This is a genomic window from Amycolatopsis sp. NPDC043889 (genome assembly GCF_056435645.1).
Genome location: NZ_JBWKEC010000024.1, coordinates 42,768 through 60,252 on the forward strand (window position 1 = coordinate 42,768; position 17,485 = coordinate 60,252).

Annotated in this window: 20 protein-coding genes; 13 read left to right on the forward strand and 7 right to left on the reverse strand. The window is 68.2% G+C overall.

From position 1 onward, the window contains the following. Positions 1 to 77: 77 nt before the first annotated feature. The 4 genes from AC0685_RS32150 to AC0685_RS32165 all read left to right on the forward strand — a co-directional run bounded on the left by AC0685_RS32150 (position 78) and on the right by AC0685_RS32165 (position 4,942). Positions 78 to 1,406, forward strand: a complete 1,329-nt coding sequence (locus AC0685_RS32150) for an ATP-grasp domain-containing protein (protein WP_478228928.1) — start codon at positions 78 to 80, stop codon at positions 1,404 to 1,406. Positions 1,407 to 1,409: 3 nt separating this feature from the next. Beyond that, complete coding sequence (locus tag AC0685_RS32155) at positions 1,410 to 3,434, forward strand: CocE/NonD family hydrolase (RefSeq protein ID WP_478228929.1); 2,025 nt, start codon at positions 1,410 to 1,412, stop codon at positions 3,432 to 3,434. Further along, the gene (locus AC0685_RS32160) at positions 3,421 to 4,344 is read left to right on the forward strand and encodes an alpha/beta hydrolase (protein ID WP_478228930.1); all 924 of its coding nucleotides are present in this window, start codon (positions 3,421 to 3,423) and stop codon (positions 4,342 to 4,344) included. Before AC0685_RS32155 ends, AC0685_RS32160 begins: the two co-directional genes overlap by 14 nt. Before the next feature lie 151 nt (positions 4,345 to 4,495). Continuing rightward, positions 4,496 to 4,942: a DUF6098 family protein gene (locus tag AC0685_RS32165; RefSeq protein WP_478228931.1), complete on the forward strand. Its 447-nt coding sequence runs from the start codon at positions 4,496 to 4,498 to the stop codon at positions 4,940 to 4,942. A 91-nt stretch (positions 4,943 to 5,033) separates the two neighbouring features. On the opposite strand, the gene AC0685_RS32170 is transcribed toward AC0685_RS32165, so the two are convergent. Continuing rightward, positions 5,034 to 6,122, reverse strand: coding sequence for a carboxylate-amine ligase (locus AC0685_RS32170; RefSeq protein WP_478228932.1), 1,089 nt, complete (start codon positions 6,120 to 6,122; stop codon positions 5,034 to 5,036). A 70-nt stretch (positions 6,123 to 6,192) separates the two neighbouring features. Between AC0685_RS32170 and AC0685_RS32175 the strand changes: the two genes are divergently transcribed. Then, on the forward strand, positions 6,193 to 6,552 hold the full coding sequence (locus AC0685_RS32175; RefSeq protein WP_478228933.1) for a hypothetical protein: 360 nt from the start codon (positions 6,193 to 6,195) through the stop codon (positions 6,550 to 6,552). Between the two features lie 10 nt (positions 6,553 to 6,562). Here the strand turns inward: AC0685_RS32175 and AC0685_RS32180 are convergent, their stop codons facing one another. Beyond that, on the reverse strand, positions 6,563 to 7,501 hold the full coding sequence (locus AC0685_RS32180) for a universal stress protein (protein WP_478228934.1): 939 nt from the start codon (positions 7,499 to 7,501) through the stop codon (positions 6,563 to 6,565). Positions 7,502 to 7,619: 118 nt separating this feature from the next. On the opposite strand from AC0685_RS32180, the gene AC0685_RS32185 reads away from it, so the two are divergent. Together AC0685_RS32185 and AC0685_RS32190 are read left to right on the forward strand one after the other, a co-directional pair. Further along, positions 7,620 to 7,811 (forward strand): DUF2795 domain-containing protein, encoded by a 192-nt coding sequence (locus AC0685_RS32185; protein ID WP_478228935.1) that lies wholly within the window; start codon positions 7,620 to 7,622, stop codon positions 7,809 to 7,811. A 171-nt stretch (positions 7,812 to 7,982) separates the two neighbouring features. Beyond that, positions 7,983 to 8,249 (forward strand): STAS domain-containing protein, encoded by a 267-nt coding sequence (locus tag AC0685_RS32190; RefSeq protein ID WP_478228936.1) that lies wholly within the window; start codon positions 7,983 to 7,985, stop codon positions 8,247 to 8,249. Positions 8,250 to 8,276: 27 nt separating this feature from the next. On the opposite strand, the gene AC0685_RS32195 is transcribed toward AC0685_RS32190, so the two are convergent. Further along, complete coding sequence (locus AC0685_RS32195; protein WP_478228937.1) at positions 8,277 to 9,521, reverse strand: PucR family transcriptional regulator; 1,245 nt, start codon at positions 9,519 to 9,521, stop codon at positions 8,277 to 8,279. A gap of 22 nt (positions 9,522 to 9,543) precedes the next feature. Continuing rightward, positions 9,544 to 9,945: an STAS domain-containing protein gene (locus AC0685_RS32200; RefSeq protein ID WP_478228938.1), complete on the reverse strand. Its 402-nt coding sequence runs from the start codon at positions 9,943 to 9,945 to the stop codon at positions 9,544 to 9,546. A 317-nt stretch (positions 9,946 to 10,262) separates the two neighbouring features. On the opposite strand from AC0685_RS32200, the gene AC0685_RS32205 reads away from it, so the two are divergent. Further along, positions 10,263 to 10,919 (forward strand): DNA alkylation repair protein, encoded by a 657-nt coding sequence (locus AC0685_RS32205; RefSeq protein WP_478228939.1) that lies wholly within the window; start codon positions 10,263 to 10,265, stop codon positions 10,917 to 10,919. Between the two features lie 610 nt (positions 10,920 to 11,529). On the opposite strand, the gene AC0685_RS32210 is transcribed toward AC0685_RS32205, so the two are convergent. Then, entirely contained in the window at positions 11,530 to 11,913 is a 384-nt protein-coding gene (locus AC0685_RS32210) for a nuclear transport factor 2 family protein (RefSeq protein ID WP_478228940.1), read from the reverse strand. 123 nt (positions 11,914 to 12,036) lie between these two features. On the opposite strand from AC0685_RS32210, the gene AC0685_RS32215 reads away from it, so the two are divergent. Together AC0685_RS32215 and AC0685_RS32220 are read left to right on the forward strand one after the other, a co-directional pair. Beyond that, complete coding sequence (locus AC0685_RS32215) at positions 12,037 to 12,606, forward strand: PadR family transcriptional regulator (protein WP_478228941.1); 570 nt, start codon at positions 12,037 to 12,039, stop codon at positions 12,604 to 12,606. After that, complete coding sequence (locus tag AC0685_RS32220) at positions 12,584 to 12,931, forward strand: VOC family protein (RefSeq protein ID WP_478229007.1); 348 nt, start codon at positions 12,584 to 12,586, stop codon at positions 12,929 to 12,931. Before AC0685_RS32215 ends, AC0685_RS32220 begins: the two co-directional genes overlap by 23 nt. A gap of 5 nt (positions 12,932 to 12,936) precedes the next feature. Here AC0685_RS32220 and AC0685_RS32225 read toward each other — a convergent pair whose 3' ends face one another. Beyond that, complete coding sequence (locus AC0685_RS32225; protein WP_478229008.1) at positions 12,937 to 14,745, reverse strand: glycoside hydrolase family 5 protein; 1,809 nt, start codon at positions 14,743 to 14,745, stop codon at positions 12,937 to 12,939. 94 nt (positions 14,746 to 14,839) lie between these two features. Between AC0685_RS32225 and AC0685_RS32230 the strand changes: the two genes are divergently transcribed. From AC0685_RS32230 to AC0685_RS32240, 3 genes are all read left to right on the forward strand, one after another. Continuing rightward, positions 14,840 to 15,394, forward strand: coding sequence for a cysteine hydrolase family protein (locus AC0685_RS32230; protein WP_478228942.1), 555 nt, complete (start codon positions 14,840 to 14,842; stop codon positions 15,392 to 15,394). A 63-nt stretch (positions 15,395 to 15,457) separates the two neighbouring features. Further along, positions 15,458 to 16,444, forward strand: coding sequence for an aldo/keto reductase (locus tag AC0685_RS32235; RefSeq protein ID WP_478228943.1), 987 nt, complete (start codon positions 15,458 to 15,460; stop codon positions 16,442 to 16,444). Beyond that, the gene (locus AC0685_RS32240) at positions 16,444 to 16,878 is read left to right on the forward strand and encodes a VOC family protein (RefSeq protein WP_478228944.1); all 435 of its coding nucleotides are present in this window, start codon (positions 16,444 to 16,446) and stop codon (positions 16,876 to 16,878) included. Before AC0685_RS32235 ends, AC0685_RS32240 begins: the two co-directional genes overlap by 1 nt. Before the next feature lie 8 nt (positions 16,879 to 16,886). Here the strand turns inward: AC0685_RS32240 and AC0685_RS32245 are convergent, their stop codons facing one another. Then, a complete protein-coding gene (locus AC0685_RS32245; protein WP_478228945.1) occupies positions 16,887 to 17,477 on the reverse strand; it encodes a hypothetical protein in 591 nt (196 codons plus the stop codon). Positions 17,478 to 17,485 lie beyond the last annotated feature (8 nt).

A 17,485-nucleotide genomic window follows, 5' to 3' on the forward strand; every position in this document is an offset into this window, starting at 1 on the left:
CCACGGGGGCAAACCAGGGTTTTCCGGAACTTCGGAGCGGGTAGCACTGCCCTATGACCACATCCTCCAGGCCCCCTATGACCACATCCTCCAGGCCCCCAGAGGAAAACAACACAGAGGAAAACAACACAGAGGAAAAGAACATCTTCGTCATCGGTCTCGACGACGGCAATGACGAGGTGCTGAGACGAATCCCCGGTGCCGACCGGTATCGCTTCCATGCCTTGCTGTCGCCCGGGGAACTCCAGCACGGCGAGATCCCGATCGTGGAACTCGTGGAGAAGGCGGTGGCGCAGTTGGACACCTTCGACTGCTCTGTCGACGCGATCGTCAGCTACTGGGATTTCCCGTCCTCGACGATGGTCGCCATGCTGTGCGAAAAGTACGGTCTTCCCGGTGTTTCGCTCGAGGCCGTGCTGAAGTGCGAGCACAAGTACTGGAGCCGCCTCGAACAGTCGAAGGTGATCGACGAGGTACCGGCGTTCGGCATCGTCGACCTGGATGAGGACGATCCCCGGCCGCCGGAGGGCGTCGGCTACCCCATGTGGCTCAAGCCGGTGAAGTCCTTCTCGTCGGAGCTGGCCTTCCACGTCGCCGACGAAGACGAGTTCGACAAGGCGGTCGCCGAGATCCGGGCGGGTGTCGACAGGGTCGGCAAGCCCTTCGAGCGTGTGCTCGCCACGGTCGACCTCCCCGCCGAGGTGGCCGACGCCGGTGGAGCGGCGTGCCTCGCGGAAGGTGAGCTCAACGGCGTCCAGGCCGCGACCGAAGGCTATGTCTACAAAGGACAAGTCACGGTCTACGGTGTCCTCGATTCGATCAATTACCCCGATACCGCCTCGTTCCAGCGGCATCAGTACCCGTCGCAGCTGCCCGAGGACGCCGTCGAGCGGATGAAGGAGATCTCCGCCCGCGTGATGGAGCAGATCGGCTTCGACAACGCCACGTTCAGCATCGAGTTCTTCTGCCACCCCGAATCCGGGCAGGTCTGCCTGCTGGAGATCAACCCGCGGCATTCGCAGTCCCACGCGGAGCTGTTCGAATACGTCGACGGCGTGGCGAACCACCAGATCATGGTCCAGCTGGGCCTCGGCCAGGATCCCCGGACGCGGCGGAACCGGGGCGACTACCGGATCGCGGGCAAGTGGTACTACCGCCGCTTCAGCGACGGGCTGGTCACCCGGGTGCCCACCCGCGGCGAGATCGCGGACCTGGAGGCGGAGATCCCCGGGGTGAAGATCGAGCCGGTGGCCGAAAAGGGCATCCGGCTCTCCGACCTGCCCGAACAGGACAGCTACAGCTACGAGCTCGCGCATGTCTTCGTCGCGGCGCAGACCGAACGGGAGATGGAGAGCAAGTACCGCCGGTGCGTCGAGGCGCTGCGGTTCGACTTCGAGGAGGGATAGCCCATGCGGACGGTGGCTTCGCTGCCGTACGAGATCACCGAGGAGGACCACGTCTGGATCCCGGTCTCCGACGGCGTCCGGCTGTCGGCCCGGATCTGGCGGCCGGTCGCTTCGGACGGTGAGCCGGTCCCCGCGATCCTGGAGTACATCCCGTACCGCCACCGCGACCTGACCTCGGTGCGGGACTCCGTGCACCATCCGTACCTCGCGGGGCACGGCTACGCCTGTGTCCGCGTCGACATCCGCGGCTCGGGGGAGTCGGAGGGCGTTCTCGCCGACGAGTACCTCGAACGGGAGCAACTCGACGCGGAGGACGTCCTGGAGTGGATCGCCGCGCAGCCGTGGTGCTCCGGCCGGACCGGCATGATGGGGATCTCGTGGGGCGGGTTCGCGGCGTTGCAGGTGGCGGCGCGCAAACCGCCGAGCCTGACCGCGATCGCGATCTCGTCGTTCACCGACGACCGCTACTCCGACGACATGCACTACATGGGCGGTTGCCTGCTCTCGGACAACGTCGCTGAAGCCTCCACGATGTTCGCCTACGCCACGTTGCCGCCCGACCCCGCGTTGGCGGGTGAGCGGTGGCGCGAGCTGTGGCACGAACGGCTGGAGAATTGCAGCCTCTGGGCCGGTGAATGGCTGAGCCACCAGCGCCGGGACGACTACTGGCGGCACGCGTCGGTCTGCGAGAACTACAGCGACGTCCAGGTGCCGGTCCTCGCCTCCAGCGGCTGGGCGGACGGGTACTCGAACGCGGTCTCGCGGCTGCTGTCGAATCTCGACGTGCCCCGGCGCGGGCTGATCGGGCCGTGGTCCCACAAGTATCCGCATCTCGGACGGCCCGGCCCCGCCATCGGGTATCTGCAGGAACTGGTCCGCTGGTGGGACCACTGGCTGAAGGACGTCGAGAACGGTGTCATGGACGGGCCGATGCTCCAGACCTGGATGCAGGACAGCGTGCCACCGTCGACTTCGTACGAGGACCGTCCCGGCCGCTGGGTGGGCGAGCCGACCTGGCCTTCGCCGCATGTGCGCCCGTCCGAGCACCGGCTCGCCCGGCACCGGATCGCCCGTCCTGGCGAGGAGGTCCCGGTGGAGAACCTGTCGGTGGAGTCGCCGCTTTCGGTCGGCCAGTTCGCCGGGAAGTGGGCTTCCTACAGCGCTCCACCCGACCTTCCGTACGACCAGCGGGAGGAGGACGGCGGCTCGCTCGTCTTCGACACCGACGAACTCACCGAGCCGTGTGAAATCCTCGGCTCACCGGTGGTGGACCTGGAGGTCTCCGCGGACAAACCGGTGGCACAGGTCGCCGTCCGGCTGTCCGACGTCGCCCCGGACGGCAGGGCCACGCGCGTGACCTACGGGCTGCTGAACCTGACCCACCGGGACGGGCACGACGAGCCGGAGCCGCTCGAACCGGGCAAGCGGTACCGGGTGCGCGTCGAGCTCAACGCCGTCGCACAGGCGTTCCCCGCCGGGCACCGCATCCGGCTGTCGATCTCGTCGTCGTACTGGCCGCTGGCGTGGCCGCCGCCGGAACCGGCGATGGTGACCGTCCACACCGGACAGAGCACGCTCACGCTGCCGGTGCGGCCGATGGCGGAGGCGGACGAGGTCCCGGCACGGCCGTTCGGCGAACCCGAAGGGGCCGAACCGTTGCCCGCGACCCAGATCGAGCCCGGTGAGCAGCGCTGGACCGTCTCCCGGGACCTGATCGACTACCGGTCCGCGCTCGACATCGTCAAGAACGAGGGCAAGGTGCGGTTCGACGACATCGATCTCGACGTCACCAGGAACGTCTTCGAACGCTACTCGTGGGTGGCCGACGACTTCTGTTCCCCGGTGGCGGAGACGGCCTGGTCGATGACCTTCGCCCGCGGTGACTGGGAAGCGAGGTCCGAAACCCGCACCCGGGTGTCCTGCACTCCCACCGAGTTCGTGATCGACGCACAGCTCGACGCATACGAAGGGGAGCGAAGGACGTTCTCCCGAAACTGGTATCGGACGGTTCCCCGTGATCAAGTCTAAGCTGAGTCTTCCGGCGAAGTCGCTGCTCGCGTGGCTGCGCCTCACTGGCCGGAAGCGCACCTACGCCGACCTCGACCGCTTCCGGCGGAGCATCGAAAGCAGCCAGGCGAAGGGGGATCGGGGGCCGATCCGCTCGATCAGGCGCCGGTTCGACGTCAGCCGGTCCGAAGTGGACGGACGACCCTGCTACACCATCAAGCCGCGCGTCCGCGGGGACGGCAGGAAGGTGCTGTACTTCCACGGTGGTGCCTATGTGCACCAGATCCAGCACGATCACTGGCGGTTCTTCGGACGGCTGATCGACCGCACCGGCTGCTCGGTCACCGTGCCGATCTACCCGCTGGCCCCGGAGCACCAGTGCCCCGAGACCATCGCGTTCGTCCGTCGCGCGTACGACGAGTTCTCCACGGGAGTCGACCCGGAGGAGCAGATCGTGATGGGGGACTCCGCCGGTGCGGGGGTCGCGCTCGCCCTCACCAAGGCGCTGCGGGACGAAGACAGGCCGGTGCCCAAGGAGACGGTCCTGTTGTCGCCGTGGCTGGACCTGACGATGAGCCATCCGGCGCAACCCGCGCTGGACGAGCGCGACCCGTATCTCGCGCTCACCGGCCTCACCGAGGCCGCCAGGCTCTACAGTGGCCAGTTGCCGCGTACCGATCCCAGGCTCAGCCCGGTGTTCGGCGACCTTTCCGGGCTCGGGGCGCTGACCGTCTACATCGGAACCAAGGACGTCCTTCTTTCCGACGCCCGGCGCCTCCACACGTTGTGCACCGAGCAAGGTGTACCGCTGAGCTATCACGAGTACGAGGGCATGATCCACGCGTGGATGCTGGCCTCGATCCCGGAAGCGAGGCTGGCGCTGGAGGAGATCGCGCATCTCGTAGACCGGGCTCTGGTGAAATCGGTGTAGCCGCGTGAAGAGCGGGTAACCGGAAGGCAACGGCCGGCGCAGCGAGGTTGTACGTCCGCCGGCCGTGAGGTGGACCGGCGTGGGCAACCCCGGCGGGGCAGGGACGCCGGCGCGCCGGTCACCGTGTCCACCCGTCGCACAGGAGCGCCCGATGCAGCAGCTGGAATCACTGGGGGAACTCGCCGCGCTGGTCCGGCGGTGGCAAGGCCTGTACGTCCGGTGGGCGCCGACTCCCGAACATCGCCCCGGCACGAGCCGGGACGAACTCACCGGCGCGGAACTGCCGGGACTCTCGGTGAACCCCCTCGATCCCGAACCATGGTTGCGCGATCAGCCACTCGAACTCTGGCTGGCCAGGCGGCTTTACGACTACTGCCACCTCCGGCACGAACGCCGTCGCGAGACCAAGCCCTGGGTACTGGCGGGCCGGATCGTGGGCTCCGGTCCGGACAACGAGCCTCTGCTGACCGACCCCGAACCGGTCGGAAGGATCTCCACCGCCGTCCTCGGCGAAGCTCGCGATCTGTTGCGGGACAGGGCCCGGCACGACGCGGACTGGGGCCCCTTGCGCCGCCCGCCTGAACTGGGCCGGACCTGACGCCGTAACTCTCGTGATTGGAGCCGTAACACGCGTGCGTACAGCCGTAACTCGTGAGTTCCGCCTCCAATCACGCGAGTTACGGCTCCAATCACGCGAGTTCGGGGTGGATTGCGAGGAGGTCCACGACGTCCTCCGCGCGTTGCCGTTTCTCGAACCGGTCCCGTTGCCGGTCCGCCCCGCTGCCTTCGGCGACGAGCCGGGCGCAGCCGTCGCGGACGAAATCGAGGTCACCCGTCTCTTCGAGGGCACCGGCCGCGAAGGTGACGACCTCGTCGAGCACGTCGCTCGCCGGGGCGAGGTCGCCGGTCCGGAAATGCGGGCAGCGGCCGGAGAGTCCTTCCCGCGACGCGCGCCAGATCTGCGCCCGAAGGACCTCGTTGGACAGGTTCGGCGGGTGCTCCTCCGTCGCGAGGATCGTGCCGACCAGCCCGCGGATCAGCACCCCGAACAGGACCGCTTCGCCGGCCGTGGCCGCGACGTCGCCGAGCCGGAACTCCACGGTCGGCTGCTTCTCGGAAAGCCGCACGTCCCAATAGACCATCGCGCGATCGAGGATGGCGCCCGCCCGGAGCCAGGCGTCGACGACGCTTTCGTAGTGGTCCAGCGAGGTGAACAGCGGCGGCGAGCCTGCCGAGGGCCAGCGGTTCCACTGCTGATACCGCCAGCTGGCGTACCCGGTGTCGTACCCGTCGCAGATCGCGGAATTGGCGGTCACGGTCAGCAGCGCGGGCAGGAAGGGCCGGACGCGGTTGATCACCCGGATCCCGGTTTCCCGGTCGGGGACGGCGATGTGGACGTGACAGCCGCAGGTGTGCGACGTCCGGGCGGTCGCCCCGAAATGTTCGGACATCCGTTCGTAACGCGGATTCGGGGTGATGGCGGGCAAGGCCGTCTCCGCGAGCGGTGCGCTGCCGCTGGGCAGCAGGCGGCAGCTCCGCCGGGCGGCGGCCTCGGCCAGTTCCGCCCGCATCGTCGACAGCTGTCGCTCCGCCTCGTCATGGGTCGTGCAGATGCCGGTGGCCGATTCGGCCTGGGAGCGGGTGAGCTCCTGCTGGAGTTCGCCCTGTTCTTCGTCCGCGGCGTCGACGACGGCGCCGCCTGTCGGGGAAAGGTGACCGGCCCGGTCCACTACGAAGAATTCTTCCTCGACTCCGAAGGTGAGTACGTCCTTGTTCACAGCCGCTGATACCCCCGGCTCGTTCGGCACAAACTTGTTTTCGCAGGTCGTGGACGGGGTACTTCAGGGCATGAGTCCGAAGTCGGAAGAGCCGCCGTACCTGCTGGCCGCACAGGCCGGGACGGTCGTGCGCCGCCTGTACACCAGGCTGCGGGACGACGAGCCCGCCTCGCCCGCCGACCTCTGCCGCACCATCGGGGCGTTGCAGCGGCTCGCCGACGACCTCGCCAACGTCCTGCCGGGCTTGCAGGAACAGCTCGAAGAGAGCCTCCTGGCCGGCCGGGTGGGTGCGGGTGACACGCCGCGGCAGGCTTGGGACAAGGTCTCCGAGGTCGGCTACGCGCTCGCGCAGGCTCGTACGGGCGGCCTCTTGCTGGCCGCTGAACTGCGAGTTTCCCAGCGAACACTCGGAGAACTGACCTCTTCGTGACACTCGGTGCTCAGCCGACCGGCTGGGCGCGGACCACCGCCACCGGGCAGTGCGCGTGATGCAACGCGTCGTCACTGACCGATCCCAGCAGCAGGCGCCGGAGATCGCCGTGATCGCTCCGGCCGAGCACCAGCAGCGCGGCCTCACTGGACTGCAAGGTCAGCGCCTGCGCGGCGGGACCGACGCCGTGCACCATCTCCACGGCGACGTCCGGATAGCGCTCCCGCCACGGTTCGAGCTGCCGGGCGACGAGTTCGTCGGCGACCTCCTGGGGAAGGCCGGGCGCCGGGTCCAGTACCGGACCGCCGAGCAGGGGTTCGCTCGCGGGCCCCCAGATCGGCATCCGCGCGACGTGGACGGCGTGCACGGTGAGCCCGTGACGAGCCGCGAAGTCGAACGCGAACCCCGCCGCCTGAGCGCTCTGTGCGGAGCCGTCGGTACCGAGGATCACCGGTCCGCCCCGCGGCGGCTCGTCCCCGCGCACCACCACGACGGGACGGCCGGCGGTCTTGGTCACGCCGGATTCGGTCGAGCCGAGGACCGCCTTGGTGAACAACCCGGTGTGGGATTCACCCAGAACGATCATCGCCGCGTCCACCTCGTCCGCGACCGAGGTCAGGACCTCCTCCGGAATGCCGCCGCGGACGACCGTGCGGACGTCGAGCCCGGGGTCGGAGCGCTTAAGGGCTTCAGCCATCGAAGCGAGTTGCCGACGGGCAGGTTCCACGTCGGCCGCTTCGTCGGCGGCCTGGGGAACCGCTTCGTTCAGCGGCGTCGCGACAGGGTCCGAGCCGGGTGGGGGAAGCCGGTCATGGGTGCAGTACGCGAGGACCAGGCCGAGGCCGCGGGTCTTCGCCTCGGCGACCGCCCAGCGGACGGCGCGGCGTGCTTCGGGCGACCCGTCGAAACCGGTCACGACCGGCCCGGTGCCAGTCTGTGCAGCGGACATGGAACATCACCTCCGACACGCTGGTGATACCCGCTTTCCCCGGCCTTCAAGCGCGGCGTTTCCCCGGTCGCTCGCCGGGTACGCGGAGTGGACAATCCATCGGAAGCGAGGAGAAACCGTGAGCGACGCGAACCCGATCGAAATCCAGAAGTGCCTCTCTGGCGTCGACTACCCGGCGGGCAGGGACGATCTCGTCCGGGCCGCCGAGGGCAACGGCGCCGACGACCGGACGCTCGACCTGCTGCGGAACCTTCCCGACCGGGAGTACGAAGGCCCGAGCGGCGTGAACAAGGAGATCGCGAAGGGGTAGGCCGGTTTCACCTGGTGACGCGCCTGGGTACTTCCATATATGACTTCCTTGTCGACACCCCGCGCGCTTGACCGCAAGCGCGCAGTCTCAGCCTCCCGCGCACCGCGGGCGCTCGAGGAATCTCGGGGACGTCTCCGACTGCACGTGAGCAGGCCGACCAGGAGGACCGCCGTGGTCAAGGCGAATGGCGAGGTCGATCTCGGCACCGCGCCGAGGCTGTGGGACATGCTGAGCCAGCGGCTCAACGGCTGCGGTACCAGGGTGATCCTCAACCTGTCCGAACTCGAGTTCTTCGGCACGACCGGCATGCGGGTGCTCGAACGAGCGCATCTGCTCGCCGAGGAAACGCACACGCTCCTCTTCATCTTCCCTGGTGAGTGCCGTTCCGCCCGTCGGCTGCTCGACCTCCGCGACAGCGAGGACCTTCACGTTTTGTAGGGTCGTTGGTGACGTGTCACAAGAGGCTCAAGAACGGCCTCGGGTCGCGCGAGCGGCGAGCGCCGCGCTCACCAGGGCGACGTGTTCGAGCCTCGTGGGATCCAGCCCGGTGAGGTCCGCGATCCGGCGCAGCCGGTAATCGACCGTGTTGGGGTGGACGTGCAGGGCCGCGGCGGTCTGCCGTCGCCCTCCCCGGCGGAGGAAGGTCTCCAGCGTCAGCAGGAGTTCCTCGTTGCCGTCGAGCGGCGCCAGCCTGGAGGCCAGCCGGTCGAGTGCGGGTCCGGGACGGGAAAGCTGGTATTCGAGCAGGACGTCGTCGAGGCGGTACAGGCCCGGCGGCCGTCCGGCTCCGATGGCGACCGCGAGCACGTCCTGCGCGAGCTTCGCCGCGTCGGGCACCTCGGCCGGTTTAGCGGCGGCCACCCCGGCGATGACCTCGGCACCCGCCGTCCTGGCGACGTCGACGAGGACACGCTCCAGCCGGGCCCAGTCGCGAGTGGACAGTTCGCCGGCCGGGGTTTCGTGCGGTAGCAAGGCGATGCCGCCTTCGGGAGTGAGCGAGGTCAGGACGGTGTCCCGGATCTGGCGCTCGAGTTCGACCCGCAGCCGCCGGAGCTTTCGTCGCCCGGCGACCAGCGGGTCGACCCCGTCGATCTCCTCGTCCGGATGCGCCCCGACCGACGCCGCGAGGACGAGGTAGCACGGCGGCAGCCGCAATCCGGCCTGTCCCGCCGCGACCTCCGCGGGTTCGCCGTCGAGCAGCGCGGAAAGCACGGTGTGCCGCGCCGACCGCTCGTCGTCGAACATCGTCTGTCGCTCATCGAGGTACCCGGCGCCGACCGCGGGCGTGACCACCTCCAGGTAACGCAGGGTCAGCGCGTTGACGGCCAGGACGTCGGCGACCTCCTCCGGACGCGCGTCCGGCGTCAGTGACGCCCAGACCACCTGGATGCCAATGTGGTACGCGGTGAGCACGACGTCGAGCGGGATGCCTTCCTCCGCGCGCCGGGCCGCCGACTCGCGGAGGAAGTCGAGTTCCTCGCGCGCCGGTGTGGACCCGGTGCGCAGAGTGTCGATGAACGAGCGCAGGTTCTGCTCGATCACCTGCGTGATGTCGCCGCTGAGTTCCTCGGCGGGGAGCAGGCCGTACTCCGGGATCCGGGAGACGATCTCGGCCAGCACCGTCTTCGCGAGCGATGGCAGGACTTCGGTCAGCCGTTCCGCCAGTGGACGGCCGCCGATACGGAAGCCCGAACCCTTGTCACTCGTCACAACCGCCCATCATGGCAGCCGGTCAGCGAGTGAGCATGTCCCGTGCCGAATCGAGGGTCGGGTGCACGGTGAAGACGGCGTCGAGGCCGAGCAGCGCCATCGGACGCAGCAAGGCCCGTTCCTGGGTGACCATGATGAACGGGACGCCTGCTTCCTCGGCCTTCGCCCGGATCTGGACGAGAACGGTGAAGCCGGACGAATCGCAGAAGCTGACCGCGGACAGATCGGCGATCAGCGCCGACGGCTGGAATCGGAGTTCCTCGTCCAGCGCCCGTCGCAGGTCGTCCGAGACACCGAGGTCGATCTCACCGGATACGGTGACCACCGTGTCATCGGCGGAAGCGATGATCGAAATGTCGAGAGAGGAAACGAATCTCCGAGTCGAAGGTGCTGGATGAGAAGCGGGAGCGCGGTAGTCGGTCAAGTTGACTCCTTGCCGGTACGGGGGCCGGCCGCTGCCCGGTGGACAGGCCGAACCCGGAAGAAGGGATCCGGCGGCTGGTGTCTGAACCGCGACGGGTCAACCGTAGCAGCCCCGTGACTCGGTACGCCGGGTGAGCGGTGCCCGGCAGGCCGTCACGCCCTGGCTTCGCCGACCACCACCTGGCTGAGGTCGGGGTGCATCTCGTCGGCGCGAGTTCGGCGACCGGGCGATCGGCACCCTGCCGGCGAGCGGTTTCCCCGTTCCCGACCGGCTCCTCCACCCGGCACGCCTCGTAGGCTGAACGTCGGGAGGCCGAGATGACGACAGCCGAGGTGATGGCCGAACTGGCCGCGCTCGAGGACCCGCGCGCACGGCAGGTGAACGAGAAGCATGGCGACGACCACGGGGTGAACCTCGGCAAGCTGCGTGCGCTCGCGAAGCGGCTGAAAACCCAGCAGGAGCTCGCGCGCGAGCTCTGGGAAACGGACGACACGGCGGCGAAACTGCTCGCGCTCCTGATCTGCCGCCCGAAGGCGTTCGACCGCGCCGAGCTGGACCGCATGGTGCGTGAGGCGCGTACCCCGAAGGTGCACGACTGGCTCGTGAACTATGTGGTCAAGAAGAGCCCGCACGCCGAAGAGCTGCGCCTGGCGTGGTCGGCCGATCCGGACCCCGTGGTCGCGAGCGCCGGCTGGGCCCTGACGACCGAACGCGTGGCGAAGAAGCCCGAGGGCCTCGACCTCACCCGGCTGCTCGACGTCATCGAAGCGGAGATGAAGACCGCGCCGGATCGCCTGCAGTGGGCGATGAACCACTGCCTGGCGCAGATCGGGATCGAGCACGCGGAGCAACGTGCCCGGGCGATCGGCATCGGGGAGCGCCTCGAAGTGCTCAAGGACTATCCGACCCCGCCGAACTGCACGTCGCCGTTCGCTCCCGTCTGGATCGCCGAGATGGTGCGACGGCAGTCGTGACGCGCCGTCCACGAGGGACGCCCGTTCGAGGCGAAGTGTCCAATTCGGGCGATTCGGGCGAATGTGCGCGGGGTCGTGAGTGGTAAAGATCGTTCTAACCCAATGCCGCGTAGCTTAAGTTGATCTTGGATGGGGGTCTTGATCGTAAGCGGTGAGGATTGCCGCAGGTCACGCGCTCGGTTGCCCTGGCTGGCAGGAGCCGACCGCGCCCCCTGAGTGTCCACTAAGGACACTTTTCGCTGGCTCAATGTCCGATTGATGCCCGGATGGGCGATTGCGCGAGGGGGTCGTGAGTGGCGTTTCGGGTTAGAACCCGAAACGCCACTCACGACCAACCCGACCCATGACCGGCCCTTCGTCGCATCAGGCGCAGCGAAGGGAGCCTTAACCCCACCTGTCAGCCCCGCCCAAGATCAACTTAAGCTACGTGGCATTGGGGTTCTAACCCTCTTTATCGCTCACGACCTCGCCCCAATCCCCGCAAAGTACTCCAATCGGGCGCTCATATCGCGAAAAGTGTCCCTTGGGGACAGTTGAGAAGTGGCGGCTGGGCAGTGCGACGGCAGGACGCCGCGCGTGATCGCCGCTCTTGGCCCAAGTGCGGGAAGCCTCAGCCGAGCGCGTCCGCCTTGATGGCCTCGAACTGGGCGCCCATCCGTGCCGCGAGCGCCTCGGCCGCGCGCAGCGGCCGGACCATCACCTTGAAATCGGTGATCTTGCCGTCGGCGCCGAAGGTCAGGAGGTCGCAGCCGTTGATCTTCAGCCCGTCGACCGTCGCTTCGAACTCGTAAACATGGTGCGCGTCGTCGTGGATCTCGCGGACGTAGCGGAAGTCCTCGAACACGCGCAGCACGCCGCGCAGGATCGCCGCGGTGATCGCCTTCCCCTGGTAGGGCTTGAACGCCACCGGACTGGTGAAGACCACGTCGTCGGCGAGCAATGCCTCGAGCGCGGCGGCGTCCTTCGCTTCGACTGCTTCACGGAACGTGAGCATGGCGATCTCCTCATAGTCAACTTGTTGAGTAGATGCCGCCGAGCGTAGGTGATCATCGCGCCACTGTCCATCAAAGTGACTAATCAACTTTGCGACTAATCCGCGTGGCACTATCATCGCGCCATGGCGCTGCGGAACGCGATCCTCGCGACGCTCCTGGACGGCGAGTCCTCGGGCTACGACCTGGCGAAGAGCTTCAACGCGTCGGTCGCCAACTTCTGGACCGCGACACCACAGCAGCTCTACCGCGAACTGGACAAAATGGAGTCGCAGGGCCTGGTGGCGGCGCGAGTCGTCGAACAGCGACGGCGTCCCAACAAGCGGCTCTTCTCCTTGACCGACGCGGGCGCGGCCGAGCTCGCCGCATTCACCACCCGGGTGCCGAAGCCGACCGCGATCCGCGACGAGCTGCTGGTCCAGGTCCAAGCCCTCGAGGCAGGTGACGACAAGGAGGTCCGGCGCGCCGTCGCGGACAGGAAGGCCATCGCCGAGACGAAGCTCAAACGCTTCGAGCGCCTTCGTGAGCGTCTGCTCGGCGAGTCCGCCGAAGCGGAGTTCCTCGCCACCGCTCCCCGTGTCGGGCCGTATCTGACCCTCGCCCGCGGGATCGCGTTCGAACAGGAGAACATTCGTTGGTGTGAAACGGTTCTCGCGGTACTCGATCGGCGTGATGGAGGTGATCGGCTTGGTTGACCGGAAAACGGGTCCGAAGTTCCGTCAGGTGGTCTTGGACTGCACGGACGCCCGTGGGCTGGCGGAGTTCTACCGGCGCCTGCTGGTGTGGACATTCCAGCAGGTCGACCGGCTGGACGAAGCGAGCTGGCCGGACGCCGAACCGGTGCCTCAGCAACTGCGCCTGGACCTGACCGTGGACTCGGTCGAGGAGCTCGAGGCGCAGCACACCCGCGTCCTCGAACTCGGCGGGCGGCTCCGGTACGACCGCAGCGAAGACCCGGAAGAACCCTTGCGCGTCTACGCGGATCCGGCGGGGCATCCGTTCTGCATCTTGGTAGCCTGAACGCGTCAGGCGCGGCAGAGCAGCGCGTCGGGAGTGCGATTCGAGCCGACGCGCCCGGTGTACGCGACACCGGCGACGTATTCGCCCGGAGCGCATTGGCCCTTGTAGTGGCCCGACGCGAAGTCGCCGCCGGGGCTCCCGGACGGCCGGTTGTCACCGCGGTCGAACCAGACGGTCCGGCCGGTCCGGCCGAGCGGAGTGGTGGATCCGCCGCACAGGAGTGCGGAGAACGCCGCGCCGGTGACGCTGTAGCCGACCGCGGCGTGATCGGGCGGGCACTGCACCTTGGTGTAGCCGGACGCCCAGTCGATGTCCACATAGGTCTCCCCGCGGACCACGACGTAACCCGCCGGGGCGGCGAGCCTGCCGGTGCAGAGGCCCCGGTTCCCGGTATGGGAAAGACCGGTGAGGCGCTGGCCGTCGGGACAGGCTCCCTTGCGCGCGCCCGGATTCCAGTCCGTCATCGCGCGAACCTTGCGCGAGGCCTGGAAATCCGCGTAGTCGAGGTTCAGCATCGACCAGCGTTCGGTCTCGGGGATCCGTCCGGAGCGGGTTGGCGCGTTCACCAGCCGTCGCCACGCGGGGCCACGCCAGTCCGTGCCGTCGAGCACGTCGACGCGTCGGCCGGCCGCGTCCCACGAGAGCAAGGACCAGCCGTTGCCCGTGCTGCCTTCGTGGAAGCCGACAGCGGGCCAGTAGGCGAAGTCGGTGTCGGTCTCCGCGAGGTAGCCGACGAAGTTTTCGAACCAGGCTCGGCTCGCCGCGTCGGTGGTGTGACGTCCTTCGCCGAACTCACTGATCCAGAGCGGCGCGGTGTAGTGCTTGCCGGTCTCCGCCGAGACGAAGAACGCCTGCCGGTAAAGGACATCACGGAGTTCCTGCGGCGAGAGGTCGCGGTAGCGCGGGTCGTGGGTCTCGCCGGTGCCGGTCGCCCCGGAATGGTTCGGACCGGTGTACCCGTAGAAGTGTGCGGCGTAGACCAGTTTCCCGGAGTCCACGAGCGTATGCGAGAGCGTGCGGGCAGGCTCCAGCGTCGGCCTTCCGTGGGGAAGGCCGTCCACGGGCAGGCCGGTCCAGTTGATGCCCTCGACGATGAGCAGCAGGTCGGGATTGGCCTCGGTCAGGATGCGGTCGGCCACCCGCTGGCTCGCGCGCTGCCAGTCCGTGCCGTTTCCCCAGCCCCAATTGGGATCGTCGAAGACGTTGCGGCGGACCTCGTTGTACAGATCGGCGCCGGCCACCCGTTTGTTCGCGGCGTAGCGGCGCGCCATGAACAGCCAGTCGTCCTGCCACTGCTGTTCGGTCTGCGCGGTGTTCCAGCGCTCGTTGCCGTCGAGGCCACAGCACCAGCGGGAGGTCGTGGTGTGGTTGTTGAGGATCACCGCGAACCCGCGCGTGGTCAGCCGCGCGACGACGCGATCGTAGACCCGCAGCGGAGTGAGGCCGCGCAACTCCGGGTTCGCCGGGAGGTCGGGGACCGGCCTGGTGTCGTGGATCATCGCGTTGGAGAAGGGAAGCCGGACGCTGTTCAGGCCCAGCTCCGCCAGCCCGTCGATGATCGTGTCGATCGAGGCACGGTCCAGCCCGAGCGGAGTCTGGTAGGCGATCTCACCGGCGTGGTGCGCGGCCGGATCGTTCACGTCGCCCGAGCCGGTCCACGTACCGCTCGCGCCGTGCCAGTTGGCGGCCTTCAGCTTGAACCGGTCGCCCGCCGCGTCGACGATGTAGCGGCCGCGCGTGCTCAGCGGCGCCACCCAAGCCGACGGGTCCGCCGTGGCGACGGCGGGCGGGGGAATCACGATTCCGGCGGTCATCAGGACGGCGAGCAGCACACTCTTGATCCTCACCCGCCGGAGGCTAGCCAGTCGCGCGGCCGGTTGTATACGGACGATCGGGTAGCTTCCGTGCATGACCACCGCGCTGATCATCGGTGACCTCCAGCGAGGTATCACGGGGAATTACCCGTTCACCGGAACAGTCCTGCCGCCGATCAAGAGTCTGCTGCCGCGTGCGCGTGCGGGCGGCGCGCTCGTCGTGTTCGTCCACTTCGCACTCCGCGGCAACGGGGCCGACCTGCCGCCCGGGAACGCGCTGTTCAAGACGTTCCACGAGGTGGGGGACACCTTCCACGAGGGTTCGGCCGGGACGGAGATCGATCTGCCGGTCGCCGACGAGGACGTGGTCGTGCTGAAACGCCGTGCCAGCGCGTTCGCCGGCACCGATCTCGATCTGGTGCTCCGCGCCAGGAGGGTCGACACGGTCGCGATCGCCGGAGTCGCGACCAGCGCCATGGTGGCCGCGACGGCCTACGACGCGGCGGACCGCGGCTATCACGTGACCGTGCTGCGCGACGGTTGCGCCGACGGCGATCCGGCGATGCACGGCTTCTTCGTCGACAAGGTGTTCCCGAGCCGCGGCTTCGAGGTCGTCTCGTGTGCGGAGTGGCTCGTCGGCGGCGAATAAATCGCGGGACCGGATCGCCCGGATGTGGCACCGTGGTCGCCGACCTGATCAAGGGGGCCGGTTATGGAGACGAGGCGACTCGGGCGCACCGATGTCGAGGTGACGCGGCTGGGTTTCGGCGGCGGGCCGCTCGGCGGCTTGTTCGCGCCACTGGACGACGAGACCGCGGCGGGGGCGCTGGCCGCGGCCTGGGACGGCGGGATCCGGTACTACGACACGTCACCGCATTACGGGATCGGGCATTCCGAACGCCGCATCGGCGAGTTCCTGCGCTCGCGGCCGCGTGATTCCTTCGTCCTGTCGACGAAGGTCGGCCGCCTGCTGGTACCCCAGGATGCGGACGGGCAAAGGGATCCGGCGGGCTTCCACGTCCCCGCGACGCATCGCCGGGTACGCGACTTCACGCGCGACGGGATCCGGCGCAGCGTCGAGGATTCCCTGGAGCGGATGGGCCTGGACCGGATCGACGTGCTGTACCTGCACGACGCCGAGGAGTACTTCGACGACGCGATGCGCGACGGCTACCCAGCCCTCGCGGAACTGCGGTCGGAAGGGATCGTCGGCGCGATCGGCGCCGGTATGTACGACACGGCCATGCTGACCACTTTGGTCGAGGAGACCGATGTCGACGTGATCATGCAGTCCGGCCGCCACACGCTGCTCGAGCACAGCGCGCTCGACACCTTCCTGCCCGCGTGCGAGGAACGCGGTGTCTCGGTGATCGCGGCGTCGGTCTTCAACTCCGGGCTGCTCGCCGTGCCGAGGCCGGTTGCGGGAGCGCACTTCGACTACGAGACCGCATCATCGGAAGTCGTGGAGCGGGCGAACCGGATCGCCGACGTGTGCGAGGCGCACGGCGTGACGCTTCCCCAAGCGGCCATGGCCTTCCCGCTCCAGCACCCGGCCGTCGCCGGCATCGCGGTCGGGATGCGGTCCGCCGAAGAGGTACGACGCAACGTGGAGTCCTTCGCCGCGGAGGTGCCCGCACAGGTCTGGGCCGATCTGCGCGCCGCGGGTTTGATCGGTTCGACAGCGACTAGGGTGGTCTGATGGTGTCGGTGAAACAGGTCCAGGTCACTTTCGACTGCGCGAAACCCGAGCGTCTCGCCCGTTTCTGGTGCGAGGTGCTGGGGTACGTCGTGCCGTCGCCGCCGGAGGGGTTCGCCACCTGGGACGACCACACCCGCACGCTGCCGCCCGAGAAACAGGACGCCAGCTTCGCCTGCAGTGACCCCACCGGGGTGGGCCCGCGGCTGTACTTCCAGCGTGTCCCCGAAGGCAAGGTCGTCAAGAACCGGGTGCATCTCTGCGTGCGGGCGGGCACCGGGCTCGTGGGGGAAGAGCGTCTCGCCGCCCTCCAGGCCGAACGCACCCGCTTGGAGGCGCTCGGTGCGGTCTGCGAGCGGGTCATGCTCGCCGACGGGGAGAACGAGTCCTGCATCGTGATGCAGGACATCGAGGGCAATGAGTTCTGTCTCGACTGAGGTCACGTTCAGCGCGCGTCGCGAATGCTGAACGTCGTGATGCAGAAGCCGCCGTCCTCCGTGCGGTCCGCGATCACGGTGCCCCTGGCGGACCGTCCTTTGACGACTCCGGCGACGTCGGCCAAGACGAACTTGGCCGTCCCGCCAGTGGTCGTCATCTGAACGCGGGAACCCAGCGGGAGAAGAGAATCGATCTTGTCGTCCATGAACCTCTTCTGCGCCTCGCAAGCGAGCGCGATCGCCGCCGGCTTGTCCCCCGCGGCGATCTCGGCGAGGAAGTCCGCGATCACCTGAATGCCCTTCTCCGGCGGCGGAGCCGGGCGCCTGGTGATGGTGATCCGCTGGCGGCTCGGACGGCTGACCCTGGTGCTGGTCGGGCTTTCCGTGGTGCTCGTGGGTGAAGAGCTGGTCGTCGGGCTGCTGAGCGGGGCGGGCAACGAGATCCCGGGCCCTTTGCGGAGCAGGAAACCGGGCGCGGCGAAACCGGTGACGCAGAAGGCGACCAGCGCGATCACCGCGACCAGGATCCCGATGGCCACACCGGGCTTGACGGTCGAAGACTGGGTGTTCTGCTGGTCGGGCAGGCCTGGACAGGTCATCGGATTCA

Excerpts from the sequence above, each read along its gene's own strand:
- AC0685_RS32150 (WP_478228928.1), top strand. The coding sequence starts at position 78 with ATGACCACATCCTCCAGGCCCCCAGAGGAAAACAACACAGAGGAAAAC.
- AC0685_RS32155 (WP_478228929.1), top strand. The coding sequence starts at position 1,410 with ATGCGGACGGTGGCTTCGCTGCCGTACGAGATCACCGAGGAGGACCAC.
- AC0685_RS32165 (WP_478228931.1), top strand. The coding sequence starts at position 4,496 with ATGCAGCAGCTGGAATCACTGGGGGAACTCGCCGCGCTGGTCCGGCGG.
- AC0685_RS32175 (WP_478228933.1), top strand. The coding sequence starts at position 6,193 with ATGAGTCCGAAGTCGGAAGAGCCGCCGTACCTGCTGGCCGCACAGGCC.
- AC0685_RS32180 (WP_478228934.1), bottom strand. The coding sequence starts at position 7,501 with ATGTCCGCTGCACAGACTGGCACCGGGCCGGTCGTGACCGGTTTCGAC.
- AC0685_RS32205 (WP_478228939.1), top strand. The coding sequence starts at position 10,263 with ATGACGACAGCCGAGGTGATGGCCGAACTGGCCGCGCTCGAGGACCCG.
- AC0685_RS32210 (WP_478228940.1), bottom strand. The coding sequence starts at position 11,913 with ATGCTCACGTTCCGTGAAGCAGTCGAAGCGAAGGACGCCGCCGCGCTC.
- AC0685_RS32215 (WP_478228941.1), top strand. The coding sequence starts at position 12,037 with ATGGCGCTGCGGAACGCGATCCTCGCGACGCTCCTGGACGGCGAGTCC.
- AC0685_RS32220 (WP_478229007.1), top strand. The coding sequence starts at position 12,584 with ATGGAGGTGATCGGCTTGGTTGACCGGAAAACGGGTCCGAAGTTCCGT.
- AC0685_RS32225 (WP_478229008.1), bottom strand. The coding sequence starts at position 14,745 with ATGACCGCCGGAATCGTGATTCCCCCGCCCGCCGTCGCCACGGCGGAC.
- AC0685_RS32230 (WP_478228942.1), top strand. The coding sequence starts at position 14,840 with ATGACCACCGCGCTGATCATCGGTGACCTCCAGCGAGGTATCACGGGG.
- AC0685_RS32235 (WP_478228943.1), top strand. The coding sequence starts at position 15,458 with ATGGAGACGAGGCGACTCGGGCGCACCGATGTCGAGGTGACGCGGCTG.
- AC0685_RS32240 (WP_478228944.1), top strand. The coding sequence starts at position 16,444 with ATGGTGTCGGTGAAACAGGTCCAGGTCACTTTCGACTGCGCGAAACCC.
- AC0685_RS32245 (WP_478228945.1), bottom strand. The coding sequence starts at position 17,477 with ATGACCTGTCCAGGCCTGCCCGACCAGCAGAACACCCAGTCTTCGACC.